We start from the raw sequence: 18,693 nt of genomic DNA on the forward strand, positions 1-18,693 counted from the left end.
CAACCGCTCTGAAGGGCCACACCCCGCCATGACGGACCACTACGCGACCTCATCGGTGTCCGCGCCCCAGGATGTCCCGGACCTCCCTCCGGCGGCGGGAGACGCCACGGACCGTGCCGTCTCCCGCGCGCCGCTCGGCGAGCTCTTCGCCGTATGGGCGAGGCGCACCCCCAAGGCGCCGGCCCTGGTCGCGGACGACCGCGAGTGGTCCTTCGACGAGGTCGAGCGCTGGGCGAACCGGCTGGCCCACCACCTCATCGGGCAGGGCGTGGGGCCGGAGCGGGTGGTGGCCCTGGTCCTGCCCCGCTCGGCCGAACTGGTGGTGGCCGAGCTGGCGGTGGCGAAGGCCGGCGGCGCGTACCTCCCCATCGATCCGGCGCATCCCGAGGAGCGCCGCGCCATGATGCTGGCCGACGCCCGGCCGGTGACCGTGCTCGACGACCCGGCGCGGATCCGGGAGGTGGCGGCCGGGGCGGGCCCCGATCACGCGCCCGGCCGGGCGGAGCTGCTCGGCCCGCTGCTCCCCGAGCATCCCGCGTATGTCATCTACACCTCCGGCTCCACGGGTGTGCCCAAGGGCGTGCTGGTGCCGCACGCCGGCCTGGGGAACTTCTCGGCCGCCACGACGGCCCACTACCGGGTCCGGCCGGGCGACCGGGTGCTGCAGTTCTCCTCGCCGAGCTTCGACGCCTCCGTCCTGGAGCTGTGCTCCTCCCTGCTCGCCGGGGCGGCGCTGGTGGTGCCCCCGGAGGGGCCCCTGCTGGGCGCCGAGCTGGCCTCGGTGCTGCGGGAGAAGCGGGTGACCCATGCCCTGATCCCCCCGGCGGCGCTCGCGACCGTGCCCCCGGAAGAACCCCACGATGGGCTGTCCGACTTCCGCACCCTGATCGTGGGCGCGGAGGCCTGCCCCGCCGATCTGGTGGACCTGTGGGCGCCCGGACGGCGGATGGTCAACTCCTACGGCCCGACCGAGGCCACGGTCGTGGCCACCTGGACGGACGCCCTGGCAGCGGGCTCCGGCGCCCCGCCGATCGGGCGTCCGCTTCCCAACACCCGGGTGTTTGTAGTGGACGAGGCGGCGCGGCAGGTGCCGGTCGGCGCCACGGGAGAGCTCTGCGTCAGCGGCGCGGGCCTGGCCCGCGGCTATCTCGACCGGCCGGGGCTGACCGCCGAGCGGTTCACCGCCTGCCCCTTCGGCCCGCCCGGCTCCCGGATGTACCGCACCGGCGATCTGGTCCGCTGGAACGCCGACGGGGAACTGGAATTCCTCGGCCGGGCCGACCACCAGGTCAAGATACGCGGCTTCCGCATCGAACTGGGCGAGGTGGAGGCCGCGTTGGCCCGCCACCCCCAGGTGGGCACGGCCGTGGTCACCGTACGGGAGGACGAGCCCGGCCAGAAGCGGCTGGTCGCCTATGTGGTGCCGCCCAGCGGCGGGACCCCGCCGAAGGCCGCGGAGGTGCGCGCCGCGGCGGCCCGGGTGCTGCCGGCGCATATGGTGCCGTCCGCCTATGTGGTGCTGGACGCGTTCCCCCTCACCCCGCACCGCAAGATCGACCGGCAGGCGCTGCCCGCCCCGCGCTCCGCGCCGGACGGCGACTCCCGCCATATCGCCCCGCGCACCCCCGGCGAGGAGGCCCTGGCCCGCATCTGGTCCGAGGTGCTGCCGGTGGACACGGTGGGCGTGGAGGACGACTTCCTGGGCCTGGGCGGCGACTCCATCCTCGGAGTGCGGCTGCTCACCCGCGTCCGGGCCGAACTGGGCGTGGAGCTCTCGCTGCGCGACCTGCTCGACGCCAGGACGGTGGCGCGGCTGGCCGGCCGGCTGCCCGCCGGGGCCACCGACGCGCCCGGCGCGCCCGAGGAGCCGATCCCGCCCGCGCCGCGCGACCGTCCGCTGCCGCTGTCCTCCGCCCAGCGGCGGCTGTGGTTCCTGGACGATCTGACCTCCGGTGGCACCGAGTACAACACCGGGGCCGGGCTGCGGCTCGACGGCCCGCTGGACGCGGCCGCGCTGCGCCGGGCGCTGGACCGGCTCGCCGCCCGCCATGACGCCCTGCGTACGACCTTCGCCACCGTGGACGGGCACGGGGTGCAGCAGGTGGCCGCGCACGGGACCGTACCGCTGGACCGGGTCGACCTCGGAGGGCATCCGGCGCGGGAGCGCGCCGAGGCGCTCGACCGCACCCTGACCGGCGAGCTGAACCGCCCCTACGACCTGCGACAGGGGCCGCTGACCAGGGCGCTGCTGATCCGGTTCGCCGACGAGGAGCACATCCTGCTGCTGGCGCAGCATCACATCGTCACCGACGGCTGGTCGGTCGGGGTGCTGGTGCGCGAGCTGGCCGCGCTCTACGCCGCCGAAGTGTCCGGAACCGCTGCCGAGCTCCCCCAACCCGCCCTGCAGTACCCGGACTTCGCGGTCTGGGAGCACAGCCGTCCCGCCACCGCCCCGGACGACGCCGACCTGGAGTACTGGCGGGACCGGCTGGCCGGGATGCAGACGCTGGAGCTGCCCACCGACCGCCCGCGCCCGCCGGTGCGCACCACGGCGGGCGAGGTGCACCGCCGTGAACTGCCCGCCGAGCTGGTGGCCGGGCTGACCCGGCTCGGCAGAGAGCGGGACACCACGCTGTTCACCCTGCTCGCGTCCGCCGTCGCGGTGCTGTTCTCCCGCTACTCGGGCCAGCGGGACATCGCCTTCGGCACCGTCACCGCCGGACGCCACCGCGAGGAGCTGGAGTCGGTCGCCGGATTCTTCGTCAACACCCTGGTACTGCGCGCCGATGTCGACGGGGACAGCACGGTCGAGCGGTTCCTGGACGCGATGCGCGAGACGGTGCTGGACGCCTTCGGCCATGACCGGCTGCCGTTCGAGCGGGTCGTCGAGGAACTGGCCCCACGCCGCGACCCCAGCCGCAATCCGCTGGTGCAGGCGCTCGTTGTACAGCAGAGCGCCATGGTGCCCGCCCAGGAGGCGGCGGGCGTGCGGATCACCGAGCACTGTCTGCCGCGCCCGGCAGCGCGGTTCGACCTGGTCCTGGAGTTCCTGCCCCGCGACGACGGCTCGCTGGGGCTGACCGTCGAGTTCAACTCCGATCTGTTCGACACGGCCACGATCGAGCGGATGGCCGGTCACCTGCACCGGCTGCTGACCGCCATGGTGGCCGATCCTGGCGCCACCCTGGTCTGCTTGCGGATGCTGGCCGACGCCGAGTGGCATGCGATGCTCGACGCCTGGAACGGGCCGGAGCAGACCGCGATCGAGGCCACCCTGCCCGATCTGTTCGCCGCCCAGGTGGCGCGGCGACCGGCCGCCACTGCCGTGACCTGCCGGGACACCCGTCTCTCCTATGACGAGGTGAACCGGCGCGCCAACCGGCTGGCGCGGCTGCTCATCGCCCGGGGCGCCGGTCCCGAGCGGCTGGTGGCCCTCGCCCTGCCCCGCTCGGCCGAGCTCGTCGTCGTCCTGCTGGCGGTGCTCAAGGCGGGCGCCGGATATCTGCCGGTGGACCCCGGCTATCCGGCCGAGCGCATCGCGTTCATGCTGGACGACGCCGCGCCCTCGACCGTCCTCACCACCACCGGGACGGCCGACTGCCTGCCCGCGGGCGCCGAACCGCTGGTGCTGGACGACCCGGCGGTCCGCGCCGAGTTGGACGGGCTCGCGGACGGCGACATCATTCAAGGTGAGCGGATCCGTCCGCTGGACCCGGCCCATCCCGCGTATGTCATCTACACCTCCGGATCGACCGGCCGGCCCAAGGGCGTGGTGGCCACCCACCGCGGCCTGGCGGGGCTCGCGGCCTGGGCCGAGGCGGAGCTGGGCCGTGAGCGGCTGACCGACGTGGTCGCCTCGACCTCGCTCAACTTCGATGTGTCGGTCTTCGAACTCCTCTGCCCGCTGCTGGCCGGCGGCAGCGTGGAGGTGGTGCGGGATCTGCTCGCCCTCACCGATCCGGACGGGCGGCCGGGGGCGCGGGGGCTGCTCAGCGGGGTGCCCTCGGTGTTCTCCCGGCTTCTGGGCGAGGACCCCCCGGCGGCTCTGGCCCGGACCGTCGTACTGGCGGGCGAGGCGCTGCCCGCCCAGACCGTACGGGACATCCGGGAGGCCATGCCGTCCTGCCGGATCGCCAATCTGTACGGGCCGACCGAGGCCACGGTGTACGCCACCGCCTGGTTCTGCGACGGTCAGGCGCCGTCACAGGCCCCGCCGATCGGCCGCCCGGTCGCGGGCACCCGCGCGTATGTCCTGGACCCGACGCTCCGGCTGGTGCCGCCCGGGGTGACCGGTGAGCTGTATCTGGGCGGGCAGGGCCTGGCCCGGGGCTATCTGAGGCGCCCCGGGCTGACCGCCCACCGCTTTCTCGCGGACCCCTTCGGGCGGCCCGGCAGCCGGATGTACCGCACCGGTGACCTGGTCCGCTGGAACGACGACGGCCGGCTGGAGTACCTGGGCCGGGCCGATGACCAGGTGAAGATCCGCGGCTTCCGCATCGAGCTGGGCGAGGTGGAGACGGCGCTGCTGCGCCACCCCGACATCGCCGAGGCGGCGGCCGTCGCCCGGGAGGCGGACGGTCATACGCGGCTGATCGCCTACGTGGTGGCCGCCGCGGGCGCCGCACCGGACCCGGCGGCCCTGCGGCGGTTCCTGCGGCGTTCGCTGCCCGACTACATGGTGCCCGCCTCCGTCGTCGTCCTGGAGCGGATGCCCCTGAGCCCCAACGGAAAGCTGGACCGCGGCCGGCTCCCCGAACCGGACTGGGCCGAGGCCGCGGCACCGGGCTATGTGGCGCCCCGCACCGCCACCGAGCGGACCCTGGCGGCGGTCTGGGCCCGGGTCCTGCGGGTGGAGCGCGTGGGCGTGGAGGACAACTTCTTCTCCCTCGGCGGCGATTCGATCCTCAGCATCCAGTTGGTCTCCCAGGCACGGCAGGCCGGGCTCGCCGTCACCTCGCGCGATGTCTACCGCCACCAGACGGTCGCCGCGCTGGCCCTGCATCTGGACACCACCACGGCCCCGGCCGGGACGCCCGGCTCCGACGGGGACGAGACGGCCACCGGCGAGCTGCCGCTGACCCCCATTCAGCACTGGCTGTTCACCACCGACCCCGAGCGGGCCGGCCACTTCAACCAGACCATCTCCCTGGTGCTGCCCGCGGACGTGGACGAGGACGCGCTGCGGCACGCCGTGGACGCGCTGGTGGCACACCATGACGCGCTGCGCTCCCGCTTCCACCGCCGGGACGACGGCTGGCACCAGCGGATCGAGGACGCGGCGGCGGTCCGCGTACCGCTGACGACCACCGGCGGCCCGCATCTGGGCCGCTTCGACCTGGCCGCGGAACCGCTGCTGCGCGCGGTGCTCGACCGGGACGCCGGGCCGCACCCGGTCCTCCATCTCACCGTCCACCACGCGGTCGTGGACGGGGTGTCCTGGCGGGTCCTCCTGGAGGATCTCGACAGCGCCTACCGGCGGGCGGCCCGGGACGAGGGGGCCGGGCCGCCCGCGAAGTCCTCCCCGCTGCGCCGCTGGGCGCTGCGGCTGAGCGCCCACGCGGCCGAGGGAGGGTTCGCCGACGAGGAGACGTACTGGACCGGGCCGGCTGGGGCCTGTGACGCCTCGCTGCCGACGGACCTGAATGGAGCGGAGGGGCCGAACACCTACGCCTCGGCCCGGTCGGTCACCGTCCGGCTCGGCCCGGAGGAGACCGCCGCACTGCTCCAGACGCTGCCCGAGGTCTACCGGACGCAGGTCAACGATGTGCTGCTGAGCGCGCTGGCCCGGGTGCTGCACCGCTGGACCGGGCGCGCCCGGATACCGGTGGACGTGGAGGGCCACGGCCGCGAGGAGCTCTTCGCCGACCTGGATCTGTCCCGTACGGTCGGCTGGTTCACCACCCGCTTCCCGGTGGCGCTCGACCTCCCGGACGGCGGGTGGGGCGAGGTCCTCAAATCGGTCAAGGAGCAGATGCGCGCCGTGCCACGGCGCGGTCTGGGCTACGGGGTGCGGCGCCATCTGCTCGATGGCGAGGGCCTTCCCGACGGCCCCACGGCCGGGATCAGCTTCAACTACCTCGGGCGGTTCGAGGCGCCGGGCGGTGGCGACGGGCTCTTCCGCGGTCTCCACCGGGAACTGGCCCTGGACGCCGACCCGGCCTCGCCGCGCCCGCATCCGCTGGAGGTGGTGGGCCGGGTCGAGGGCGACGACCTGGAGTTCACCTGGTTCTACTCGGGGAATCTGCACCGGGAGGAGACGGTCGCCCGGCTCGCCGAGGAGTTCCGCGAGGCGCTGTGCGAGATCGCCCGGCACGGCAGCGCGCCCGGCGCGGGCGGCCGCACCCCGTCCGACTTCCCGCTCGCCACCCTCGACCAGGCGGCCGTGGACCGGCTGGCGGGGAACGGCGGCACGGTGGAGGACATCTACCCGCTCACCCCCACCCAGGCGGGCATGCTGTTCCACAGCCTGGCGCAGGACGACCGGCGCGCCTACTTCCAGCAGTTGGGCTTCGTCCTCGACGGGGTGCCCGATCCGGCGGCGCTGGCCGCGGCCTGGCAGCAGGTCGCCGACCGTACGCAGGTGCTGCGCGCCCGCGTGGTGTGGGAGGGGGTGCCGGAACCGGTCCAGGTGGTCGCGCGCGGGGTCCGTGTCCCGGTCACCCTGCTCGACTGGCGTCGGCTGTCCGGGCCGGACGAGCGCCGGGAGGAGCTGCGGAGGTTCCTCGCCGAGGACCGGGAGCGCGGTCTCGACCTGGCCGCCGCCCCGCTCACGCGGCTGGCGCTGGCCCGGCTGTCGGCCACCGAGGTCCAGGTGGTGTGGACGTTCCACCATCTGATCCTGGACGGCTGGAGCCTCTTCCAGGTGCTCTCGGATGTCTTCCACTGCCATGCGCGGGCGCGTGACGGGGCATCCGGCGCGGCGCCGGCCACCGGTCTGCCCGGCCGCCGTCCGTTCAGCGACTATGTGGCGTGGCTGCGGGAGCGGGACGGGGCGCCGGCCGAGGAGCACTGGCGGGCCCGGCTCGGCGATCTCACGGAGTCCACCCCGCTGCCGTACGACCGGGAGCCCACCGAGGGCCATCACGCCGAGTCCACCGAGGACATCCGGCTCACCCTGCCCGCCGCCACCACCGGCCGGCTTCAGGAGCTGGCCCGGGGCGAGGGGCTCACCCTGAACACCGTGGTGCAGGGCGCCTGGGCGCTGCTGCTGGCCCGGCAGTCCGGGCGCGAGGACGTCGTCTTCGGAACCACGGTGTCCGGACGGCCGCCGGAGCTGCCCGGCGTGGAGACGATGAACGGGCTGTTCATCACCACCGTGCCGACCCGCCCCACGGTGCCGGCCGGCTCCACCCTGCTGTCCTGGCTGAGCGCGGTGCAGGCCGGACAGACCGAGGACCGGCGGTTCGACTTCGTACCGCTCACCCGGCTGCGGTCCTGGACCGGTCTGCCCGAGCGGGTGAACCTCTTCGACTCCATCGTGGTCTTCGAGAACTATCCGCTCGGCGACGACCTCGCCGCCGCACACGGCCTTGCCCTGCGCGAGCTGGACGGCGTCGAGACCACCAACTACCCGCTGTCCCTGGTGGTCTACCCCGGCGCGGAACTGACGCTGCGGCTCGGCTACGACCCGGCGCTGTTCGACAAGGCCACCGCCCGGCGGCTGGCGGAGTATCTGACAGTGCTGCTGACGGCCATGGCCGACAGCCCGGACCGGGCGCCCGCACGCCTTCCGATGCTCAGCTCCGTGCGGCGCCACCAGGTGCTCCGGGAGTGGAACGACACCGCGGTCCCGCTGCCCGAGTCCACGGTGGCCGGGCTCTTCGCCGACCGGGTGCGGAGTGCGCCGGAGGCGACGGCCCTGGACGGCGAGGCGGGCCCGGTCAGCTACCGGGAGCTGGAGGCCCGCGCCAACCGGATGGCCCACCGGCTCATCGGCCACGGCGTCGGCCCGGAGCGTCCGGTGGCCGTCCTGATGGACCGGTCGGTGGAGCTGGTGGTGGCGCTGCTGGCGGTGGTCAAGGCGGGCGGGGTGTACGTACCGCTGGACACCCGGGCCCCCGAGGACCGGCTGCGGAGCGTGCTGGCGGAGGCGGGGGCGGAGGTGCTGCTGACCGACCGCGCCTGGGAGCGCACGGCGGCGGACATCGCGGGTGCCGGGCGGACCCTGGTGGTGGAGTCCGGCGACGCCGGCGACGGCCCGTCCGAGCCGCCGGGCGTGGCGCTCTCCCCCGACAACGCCCTGTATCTGATGTTCACTTCGGGCTCCACCGGGCGGCCCAAGGGGGTCGCGGTGCGCCACCGCGATGTGACCGCCCTCGTCGCGGACCGCGCCTTCGCGGGCCACGACCGGGTGCTGGTGCACTCGCCCCAGGCGTTCGACGCCTCGACGTACGAGCTGTGGGTGCCGCTGCTGCGCGGCGGCCGGGCCGTGCTGGCGCCCGCCGGGGACGTGGACGCGGACACCGTGCGCCGGGCCATCGCGGAGCACGGGGTGAGCTGCCTGTGGCTGACCGCCGGGCTGTTCCGGCTGCTCGCACAGGAAGGGCCGGAAGCGCTGCGCGGCGCCCGGGAGGTGTGGACCGGCGGTGAGGCGGTGCCCCCCGGGGCGGTGCGCCGGGTGCTCGCGGCCTGCCCGGAGCTGACCGTGGTGGACGGCTACGGGCCCACCGAGACCACGACCTTCGCCACCCGGCGCCCCTTCCGCGCCGGGGAGGCGCTTCCGCGCTCGCTGCCCATCGGACGGCCGCTGGACAACACCCGGACGTACGTCCTCGATGGCGCCCTGCAGCCGCAACCCCCCGGCATTCCCGGGGAGTTGTACATCGCGGGCGCCGGGGTGGCCCGCGGCTACCACGGCCGTCCCGGCGCCACCGCCGAGCGGTATGTCGCCGATCCGTTCGGGCCGCCCGGCTCCCGGATGTACCGCACCGGGGACATCGTGGCCTGGACCGACGACGGTGAACTGCGCTTCCAGGGCCGCGCCGACGACCAGCTCAAGGTCCGGGGCTTCCGCATCGAGCCGGGGGAGATCGAGGCCGCGCTCGCCCGCCACGAGGCCGTGGCGCAGGCGGTCGTCGCGCTCGCCCGCGTGGGCGACCGCACGCTGCTGACCGGCTATACGGTGCCGGTCCACGGGGCCGAGGTGCCGGGCGCCGGTGAACTGCGGTCCTTCCTGGGCGGCCTGCTGCCCGACTACATGGTGCCGTCGGCCTTCGTCACCCTTGACGCGCTGCCGCTGACCCGCAACGGCAAGGTGGACCGCAGCAAGCTGCCCGCTCCCGACCCGGACGCGGCCGGAACGGCGGGATATGTGGCGCCCCGCACCGACAGCGAGCGCATCCTCGCCGAGATCTGGGGCACGCTGCTGGGCCGGGAGCGGATCGGCGCCGAGGACAACTTCTTCCATCTGGGCGGGGATTCGATCCTCAGCATCCAGGTGGCCTCCCGCGCCCGGCAGGCGGGGCTGGCCCTCACCCCCCGGGAGCTGTTCCGGCACCCGACGATCGCCTCGCTCGCCACCGTCACCACCCCGACCACGGAGCCCGCCGCCGACACCGGGCCGGTGACCGGCGAGGTCCCGCTCACCCCGATCCAGCACTGGTTCCTACGTCTGCGGACCGCCCGGCCCGGCCACTTCAACCAGTCCGTGGTCGTCGAACTCCAGCGGGATCCGGACCTCCGCGCGCTCCGCGCGGCGCTCGACGCGCTGCTGGTCCACCATGACGCGCTGCGCATGCGGTTCGAGCCCGGGGCCGATGGACACCTCCGGCAGTACTGCCCGCCGCCGGAGCCGACGAGCCCCGCGCTCTTACGGGAGGACGACCTGTCGGGGCTCGGCACGCCGGAGCGGCGGGCCGCCGAGGACGCGGCGATGGCGGAGGCACAGGCGGGGTTCGACCTGGCCCGGGGTCCGCTGCTGGCCGCGCGGCTGTTCCACCACGGAGACGGGCAGCGGCCGACGCTCTTCCTGACCGCCCACCACCTGGTGGTCGACGGCGTCTCCTGGCGGGTGCTGCTGGAGGACCTGAACACCGCGTACCAGCGGCTGCACACGGGCGGGCGGGCCGGCCTCGGCCCGCGCACCACGTCCGTGCGGGACTGGTCCCACAAGCTGACCGAGCACACCGCCACCGGCGGTTTCGACGCCGAACTCCCCCACTGGCGGGCGGTGTCCGCGGAGTGCGCCGCCGGGCTGCCCGTGGACGGCGAGGGCGACAACACGGTGGCGTCCATGGCCCAGGTCACCGTCCGGCTGGACCGGGAGCGCACGGACGCGCTGCTGCGGCAGGTGCCCGAGATCTACCGGACCCGCGTGGACGATGTGCTGCTCGCGGCGCTGGGCCGGGTGCTCGGCGACTGGACCGGACGGCGCCGGATCGCCGTGGACCTGGAGGGCCACGGCCGGGAGGAGCATCTGCTGGACGGGGTGGACCTGTCCCGCACCGTCGGCTGGTTCACCAGCCTGTATCCGGTCGCCCTGGAGCTTGCCGAGGGCGGCTGGGGCGAGACGCTCAAGTCCGTCAAGGAACAGTTGCGGGCCGTTCCCTCGCACGGCATCGGCTACGGCGCGCTGCGCCGGCTCGACCCCGCCTCGGGGCTGCGGGGCGCGGCCGAGCCCGGCATCAGCTTCAACTACCTCGGACAGTTCGACTGGTCGGCCACGGGTGAGGACACCGAGGACACCGGTCTCGTGCGCACCGTACGGGACGGTCTGGGCGGTGACGCCGCGCCCGACACGGTCCGGGCCCATCTGCTGGACGTCGTGGGCCGGGTGGAGCGCCGGTGTCTGGAGATCACCTGGTACTACGGCTCCGGGACGCACACCGAGGAGACCGTGGCCGGGCTGGCGCGGGGGATGCTCGGCGCGCTGAAGGAGATCATCGGCCACTGCGCCGACCCCGCGGCGGGCGGCCGGACCCCGTCGGACTTCCCGCTGGCGCGGCTGGACCAGGCCGCGGTGGACCGGATTGCCGCCGACGGCCGGGCGGTCGAGGACATCTATCCGCTGACCCCGACGCAGGCCGGGATGCTGTTCCACGGGCTGATGGATCCGGAGTCGGACACTTACCTCAACCAGGTCCAGCTCACGCTGACCGGGGCGCGCGACCCGCAGGCGCTGGGCACCGCATGGCGGCACACGGTGGACGCCAATCCGATCCTGCGCACCCATCTGGTGTGGGCGGAAACCCCGGAGCCGGTGCAGGTCGTGACGCGCGGGGCGACGCTCCGGATCGTCCACCACGACTGGACGGAGCGGCCCGAGGAGTGGCGCGAGGCCGAGCTGCTCCGCATGCTCGCCGAGGACCGGGCCGAGGGGATCGACCTGGCCACGGCGCCGCTGATGCGGCTGGCGCTGATCCGGCTGTCCGCCGACGAGGTCCGGATCGTCTGGACCTTCCACCATGTGCTGCTCGACGGCTGGAGCGCGGCACAGGTCTTCGACGAGGTCTGCGAGCGGTACGCGGCGCTCACCTCGGGCCGGGCGCCCGTGGTGCCCGCGCGACGGCCGTTCCGCGAGTACCTGGGCTGGCTCGGCGAGCAGGACCGGGCGGAGGCCGAGCGGTACTGGCGTACGGCGCTGGCGGGATTCGCCTCGCCCACCGAACTGCCGCGCGACCGGCCCGCCTCGGAGGCGCACCGCACCGCCTCGTCGCTCTCGCACCGGGTCACCCTCGGCGCCGAGGAGTCCGCCCTGCTCCGTACGACGGCGCAGCGGGGCGGGCTGACCATGAACACGGTGGTGCAGGGCGCCTGGGCGCTGCTGCTGTCCCGGTACAGCGGGGCCGAGGACCTGTGCTTCGGCACCACCGTCTCCGGCCGGCCGGCCGCGCTGCCGGGGGTCGAGTCCATGGTCGGGGTGTTCATCAACACCATCCCCACCCGGGTCCGGGTGGCGGGGCAACGCAGGCTGCTGGACTGGCTGCGGGAGCTGCAGTCGGCGCAGTCGGAGGCCCGGCTCTTCGAGTCCGTGTCCCTGGCCCAGTTGGGGAGCTGGAGCGAGGTGCCCGGCGGGGTGAGCCTCTTCGACTCCATCGTGGTCTTCGAGAACTACCCGTTCGACAGCGAGGCCATCACGGCTCACGGCCTGGGCATCCGGCAGGAGCGGGATGTGGAGCCCACCAACTTCGCGCTCAGCGTCGTGGTGGCTCCCGAGGAGCGGCTGTCGATCTCACTGGACTACGACCCCGCGGCCTTCGACGCCCCGACCATCGAGCGGCTGGGTGCGTGTCTGCGCACACTGCTGGAGGAGATGGCGGCCGATCCGGAGCGCCGGCTGGAGGACCTGCCGCTGATCGGCGAGGGCGAGACGCGCGGGATCCTCGACCGCTTCAGCGGCCCCATCGCCGCCGCGCCGCACGCGGTGCTGCCCGCGCTCTTCGAGGCGCAGGCGGCCCGTACCCCGGACGCGGTGGCGGTGGCGGTGATGGGCGACGGCGGACGGCTGACCTACCGGGAGCTGAACGAGCGCGCCAACCGGCTCGCCCGGCTGCTGATCGCCTCGGGCGCCGGACCGGAACGGTTCGTGGCCCTCGCGCTGCCGCGCACCCCGGAGCTGGTGGTGGCCGTGCTGGCGGTGCTCAAGAGCGGGGCGGCCTATCTTCCGGTCGATCCGGCGTATCCGGCGGAGCGGATCGCCTTCATGCTCGGCGACATCGCCCCGGACACGGTGGTGACCACCGGGGACATGGCGGACCGCATCCCCGCCGGGGCGGGCGGCCGGATCCTGCTGGACGACGCGGAGTCCGACCGTCAGTTGGCCGAGCTGCCCGCGCAGAACATCCGCGACGCCGAGCGGCGCTGCCCGCTGGACCCCGGCCATCCGGCGTACGCCATCCACACCTCGGGGTCGACCGGTACGCCCAAGGGCGTGGTGGTCGCCCATGGGAGTGTGGCCGCGCTGGCCGCGTGGGCGCGGGAGGAGTTCGGCGCCCAGGGGCTCTCCCATGTGGTGGCCTCGACCTCGCTCAACTTCGATGTGTCGGTCTTCGAGATCCTCTGCCCGCTGCTGGCCGGTGGCGCCGTCGAGATCGTGCGCGATCTGCTCGCCCTGGCCGAGCGGACGGAAGCCTGGACGGCGAGCCTGATCAGCGCCGTGCCCTCGGCACTCGGGCAGGTGCTCGGCAAGGGGTCGGTCTCGGCGACGGCCGGGACCGTGGTGCTGGCTGGCGAGGGGCTCGCCGCCCGCACCGTCCAGGAGGTCCGCGCGGCCATCCCCGGCTGCCGGGTGGCGAACATCTACGGGCCCACCGAGGCCACCGTCTACGCCACCGCCTGGACCTGCGACCCCGCCGATCCCGACCGCACGCCGCCCATCGGCGCCCCGGTCGCCGCCACCCGGGCCTATGCCCTGGACGCGCGGCTGCGGCCGGTGCCGGTCGGTGTGCCGGGCGAGCTGTATCTGGCGGGGCCGGGCCTGGCCCGGGGGTACTTCGGCCGGCCGGGACTGACCGCGCAGCGGTTCACGGCCGATCCGTTCGGCCCCGCGGGCGGCCGGATGTACCGCACCGGCGACCTGGTCCGCTGGGACGAGCGGGGGCAACTGGAGTACCTCGGCAGAACCGATGACCAGGTCAAGGTGCGCGGCTTCCGGATCGAACTGGGCGAGGTCGAGGCCGCGCTGGCGCGCCACCCCGATGTCGCCGAGGCGGCCGCGGCCGTCGTCGACACCGGCGGTCACAAGCGCCTGGCCGGCTATGTGGTCCAGGTCCCCGGCGCCCCGCCGCTCGACTCCGCCGCGATCCGCGCCTTCCTCACCACGAGCCTGCCGGACCATATGATCCCCTCGGCCGTGGTCGTCCTGGACCGGCTGCCGCTGGGGTCCAGCGGCAAGCTGGACCGGCGTGCGCTGCCCGCCCCCGTCTGGGCGGCCCGCGCCACCGGCCATGTGGAGCCGCGCACGGAGACCGAGAAGGCCCTCGCCGCCATCTGGGCGGAGGTCCTCGGGGTGGAGCGGATCGGCGTGGAGGACAACTACTTCACCCTCGGCGGCGATTCCATCCTCAGCATCCAGATCGTCTCCGCCGCCCGGCGGGCCGGTATCGAGCTGACCCCGCGCCATCTCTTCGTCCACCAGACCGTGGCGGACCTGGCCACGGCCGCGCGGGAGGCCCCGGCCGCGGCGACCGCTCCCGAGCAGGAGCCGGTCGTCGGGGAGGTGCCGCTGGCCCCGATCCAGCGCTGGCTCTTCGAGCAACTGCCCGCCACCGCCGGACACTTCACCCAGTCGGTCTCGGCCGAGCTGACCGCGCCGGTGGACGAGAGCGCGCTGCGGGCCGCCCTGTCCACGGTGGTGACCCACCATGACGCCCTTCGGCTGCGCTTCGAGCGCACCGACGACGGCACCGTACGCCAGCACAACGCCCCGCCGGAGGACCGGCCGGTGCTGGACCTCCACGACCTGTCCTCCGTGGCGCCGGCGCGGCGGGACGCGGTGATGCGGGAGACGGCCGGGCGGATACGCGCCGGGTTCGACCTGGCCCGGGGACCGCTGCTGCACGCGGCGCTCTTCATCCGGGGCGAGGGGGAACGGCCCATGCTGCTGCTGACGGCCCACCATCTGGTGGTCGACGCCGTCTCCTGGCGCATCGTGCTGGAGGACCTGGACACCGCCTACCGGCAGATCGCCGCGGGCCGGACGGCCGAACCGGGCGCCAAGACCACGTCGTTCCGCACCTGGGCGCGGCGCCTGAGCGAGCACACCGCCGCCGGGGGCTTCGACGCGGAGCGCGACCACTGGGCGGCCACCCACGGCTGCACCGACCTGCCCACGGACGGCGAAGGCCCCAACACCGCGGCCTGCGAGGAGGAGGTGACCGTCCGGCTCGGCGCCGAGGAGACCCGTCTGCTGCTGCAGGAGGTGCCGGGCACGTACCGGACCCGGGTCAACGACGTCCTGCTCTGCGCCCTGGGCCGGGTGCTGGCCCGCTGGACCGGCCGGGACCGGGTGGCGGTGGCCCTGGAGGGGCACGGCCGGGAGGAGATCTTCGAAGGCGTCGATCTGTCCCGTACGGTCGGCTGGTTCACCAGCATGTACCCCGTCGCGCTGGAGACACCCGCCGACTGGGGGCTGGAGCGGACGCTGAAGGCTGTCAAGGAGCGGCTGCGGGCGATCCCCGGGAACGGCCTGGGCTACGGCGCGCTGCGCCATCTGTCCGGCACGTCCGCCTCCGGCCTCCCCGCCGCTCCGAAGATCAGCTTCAACTACCTCGGGCAGCAGGACTGGGAGCCGCCCGCGGCGGATGGTCTGCTGCACGCCCTGACCGGTGGGCTGGAGGGCGATATGAGCCCCGAGGCGGACCGTCCGCATCTCCTCGATGTGATCGGCCGGGTGGCGGACCGCCGGCTCGAACTGAGCTGGTCCTACTCCCGGTCGCTGCACCGGCGCGCCACGGTGCGCCGGCTCGCCGAGGAGATGGCGGAGGAGCTCCGGGCGATCGTGCGGCTGTGCACCCGCTCGGACGCGGGCGGGCGGACGCCCTCGGACTTTCCGCTGGCCGCGCTGGATCAGGCGACCGTCGACCGGCTGGCGGGCGACGGCCGGGACGTGACCGATATCCATCCGCTGACCCCGGCCCAGTCCGGGCTGCTCTTCCACGCACTGGCCCAGCGGGACCAAGGGCTCTATGTGGAGCAGGCGACGTTCGTCCTCGACGGGGTCGCCGACTCCGGAGTGCTGGCGGCCGCCTGGCAGCATGTCGTGGATCGCACCCCGGTGCTGCGCGGCGAGGTGGTGGTGCACGATGTGGCCGAGCCGCTGATGGTCGTGCGCCGCACCGCGGTCGTACCGGTCGAGGAGCTGGACTGGACCGGCCTCACGGAGGACGAGCGCACGGCCGCGCTGGAGCGGCTGCTGGAGCAGGACCGCGCCCGCGGGATCGAACTCGCCGCGGCCCCGCTGCTCCGCGTCACCCTGTCCCGGCTCTCGCCCGGTGAGGTGCGGGTGCTGTGGACCTTCCACCATGTGCTGCTGGACGGATGGAGCGTCTTCCAGGTGCTCGGCGATGTCTTCGCCGCGCATGCCGCCCTGGCCGCCGGTGAGCAGCCGAGACTGCAAGCCCGCAGGCCGTTCGCGGACTATGTCGCCTGGCTCGGCCGTCAGGACCACACGCGCGCCGAGGCGCACTGGCGGCAGGCCCTGCAGGGATTCACCGCTCCCACTCCCCTCCCCTATGACCGCAGGCCGACGCCGGAGATCGCGACCCGGTCCTCGCACTGGCTGGCGCACCGGCTCGGTGAGCAGGACACCGCCGCCCTCCAGGACTTCGCCCGGCGGCACCGGCTCACCATGAATACGATCGTCCAGGGCGCTTGGGCGTTGCTCGTATCCCGCTTGAGCGGCGAATCGGATGTCTGTTTCGGGACGACGGTCTCCGGGCGGCCGGCGGAGCTGCCCGGCGCGGACGACATCACCGGCATCTTCATCAACACCCTCCCGGTGCGGTGCGCGGTGGCGGGCGCCGCCGGGACCGCCGCCTGGCTGCGGGAGCTGCAGGCCGAGCAGGCGGACGCGCGCGGCTTCGGCCATATGCCGCTGTCCGAGCTGCGGGGCTGGAGCGAACTCCCCGCCGGGGTGGACCTCTTCGAGAGCCTGGTGGTGTTCGAGAACTACCCCATCAACAGCTCCGCCGCCGCCGAGCACGGGCTGCGGGTGCGGGATCTGAACGCCCTGGAGTCCACCAACTACGCGCTGACCGTGGTGGTCTCACCCGGATCCGAACTGTCCGTGGAACTCGGCTACGATCCGCGACTGTTCGAGGAGGCCACCGCCGAGGCGCTCGCGGACCGGCTCACCCATCTCCTCGGCGCGCTGGCCGCGGCCCCCGACGATCTTCCGCTGGACCACATCGACGTCCTTCCGGCCGCCGAGCGCCAACGGCTCCTGGTCGACTGGAACGACACCGCCCGGCAGGTGCCCGAGGCGACTTGGGCCGACCTGTTCGAGGCGGCGGCGGACCGCGACCCGGGCGCGGTGGCGGTGGACTCCCTGCGCCTGCGGCTGACCTACGCGGAGCTGGACGGCCGGGCCAACCGCCTCGCCCACCACCTCATCGGGCAGGGCGTGGGCCCCGGGCGGATCGTCGCGCTGGTGCTGCCCCGGTCGGTGGAGTCCGTCGTCGCCCGGCTCGCGGTGGCCAAGGCCGGGGGCGCCCATCTGCCCATCGATCCCGACTACCCGGCCGAGCGCATCGAGTTGATGCTCAAGGACTCCGCACCGCATCTCGTCATCGAGCGGGCCTTGGAGGTCCGGGCCCCGGACGGCCCGGCGCACCGCCCCACCGACGAGGACCGCCTCGGCGCCGTCCACCCGGACGACCCCGCCTATGTGATCTACACCTCCGGGTCCACCGGAACCCCCAAGGGAGTGGTCGTCACCCATCGCGGGATCGCCGGGTTCGCCGCCGCCGAGGCCGAGCGCTTCCAGGTGCGGCCGGACGGCCGCGTGCTGCAGTTCTCCTCGCCCGGCTTCGACGCCTCCGTCCTGGAGCTGTGCATGGCGCTGCCGTCCGGGGCCGCCCTGGTGGTGCCCGAGCCCGGCCCGCTGCTGGGCGGCCATCTCGCGGAGATCCTGCGGCGGCAGCGGATCACGCACACCCTCATCCCGCCCGCCGCGCTCGCGACACTGCCCGCCGGCACCGAGCGGGAGCTGCCCGACCTGCGGACGCTGATCGTGGGAGGGGACGCCTGCGGCGCCGAACTGGCCGCCCGATGGACGCCGTACCACCGCATGATCAACGCGTACGGGCCGACCGAGACCACCGTGGTGGCCACCTGGTCCGAGCCGCTCGACGCCGACGGGGCCCCGCCGCCGATCGGGCGGCCCCTCCCCAACACCCGCGTCCATCTGCTCGACGCGCGGCTGCGCCCGGTGCCGGTGGGCGTGCCCGGCGAGCTGTGGGTCAGCGGTCCCTCGCTCGCCCGCGGCTATCTGGGCCGCGCCGGGCTGACCGCCTCCCGCTTCCTCGCCGACCCCTTCGGGCCGCCCGGCTCCCGGATGTACCGCACCGGCGACCTCGCCCGCTACGACGCCCGGGGCCGCCTCCACCATCTGGGGCGCGTCGACCATCAGCTCAAGCTGCACGGCCATCGCATCGAGGCCGGTGAGGTGGAGACCGCCCTGTGCGGCCACCCCGCCGTCGCGGAGGCCGTGGTGACGGTGCGGGAGGACGAGCCCGGTGTGCGCCGGCTGGTGGCCCATCTGGTCCTCGCGCCCGGGGCCGCCGCCCCGGCCGACACCGAACTGCGCACCCATCTGGGCCGCACGCTTCCGGGCCCGATGGTCCCGTCGGCGTTCGCGGTGCTGGACCGGCTGCCGCTGACCGAGAACGGCAAGACCGACCGCGCGGCGCTGCCCGCGCCCGGCCCCTCCACCACCACCGCCGCCGCACCGGCCGGCCATATCGCCCCGCGTACCCCCACCGAGGAGGTCATCGCGGAGATCTGGTCGGAGGTGCTGGGGGTGGCGCCGGTCGGCGCGGAGGACGAGTTCTTCGCCCTGGGCGGTGACTCGGTCCGCAGCCTGCTGATCGCCTCCCGCGCCAAGGAGGCGTTCGCCGTCGACCTGACCCCGCGGGACATTCTGACCGCGCGTACCGTCTCCGCCCTCGCCGACCTGGTCGAGGAGCACATCCTGCGCGAACTCGAAGACGCCGCTTCCGGCGGCGGCGACCACGACGACCGGTGAGGAAGGACGAC

The 18,693-nt window shown here is 74.3% G+C and carries 1 protein-coding gene; it reads left to right on the forward strand.

The genetic code is table 11. From position 1 onward, the window contains the following. Positions 1-28: 28 nt before the first annotated feature. Positions 29-18,682 carry a non-ribosomal peptide synthetase gene (locus STRVI_RS23980; protein ID WP_014058215.1) on the forward strand — a complete coding sequence of 6,218 codons (18,654 nt, stop codon included), beginning with the start codon at positions 29-31 and terminating at the stop codon, positions 18,680-18,682. Positions 18,683-18,693: the final 11 nt, after the last annotated feature.

The organism is Streptomyces violaceusniger Tu 4113 (assembly GCF_000147815.2).
Lineage (GTDB): Bacteria > Actinomycetota > Actinomycetes > Streptomycetales > Streptomycetaceae > Streptomyces > Streptomyces violaceusniger_A.

Coding starts and splice junctions, on each gene's coding strand:
- STRVI_RS23980 (WP_014058215.1), top strand. CDS start 29: ATGACGGACCACTACGCGACCTCATCGGTGTCCGCGCCCCAGGATGTC.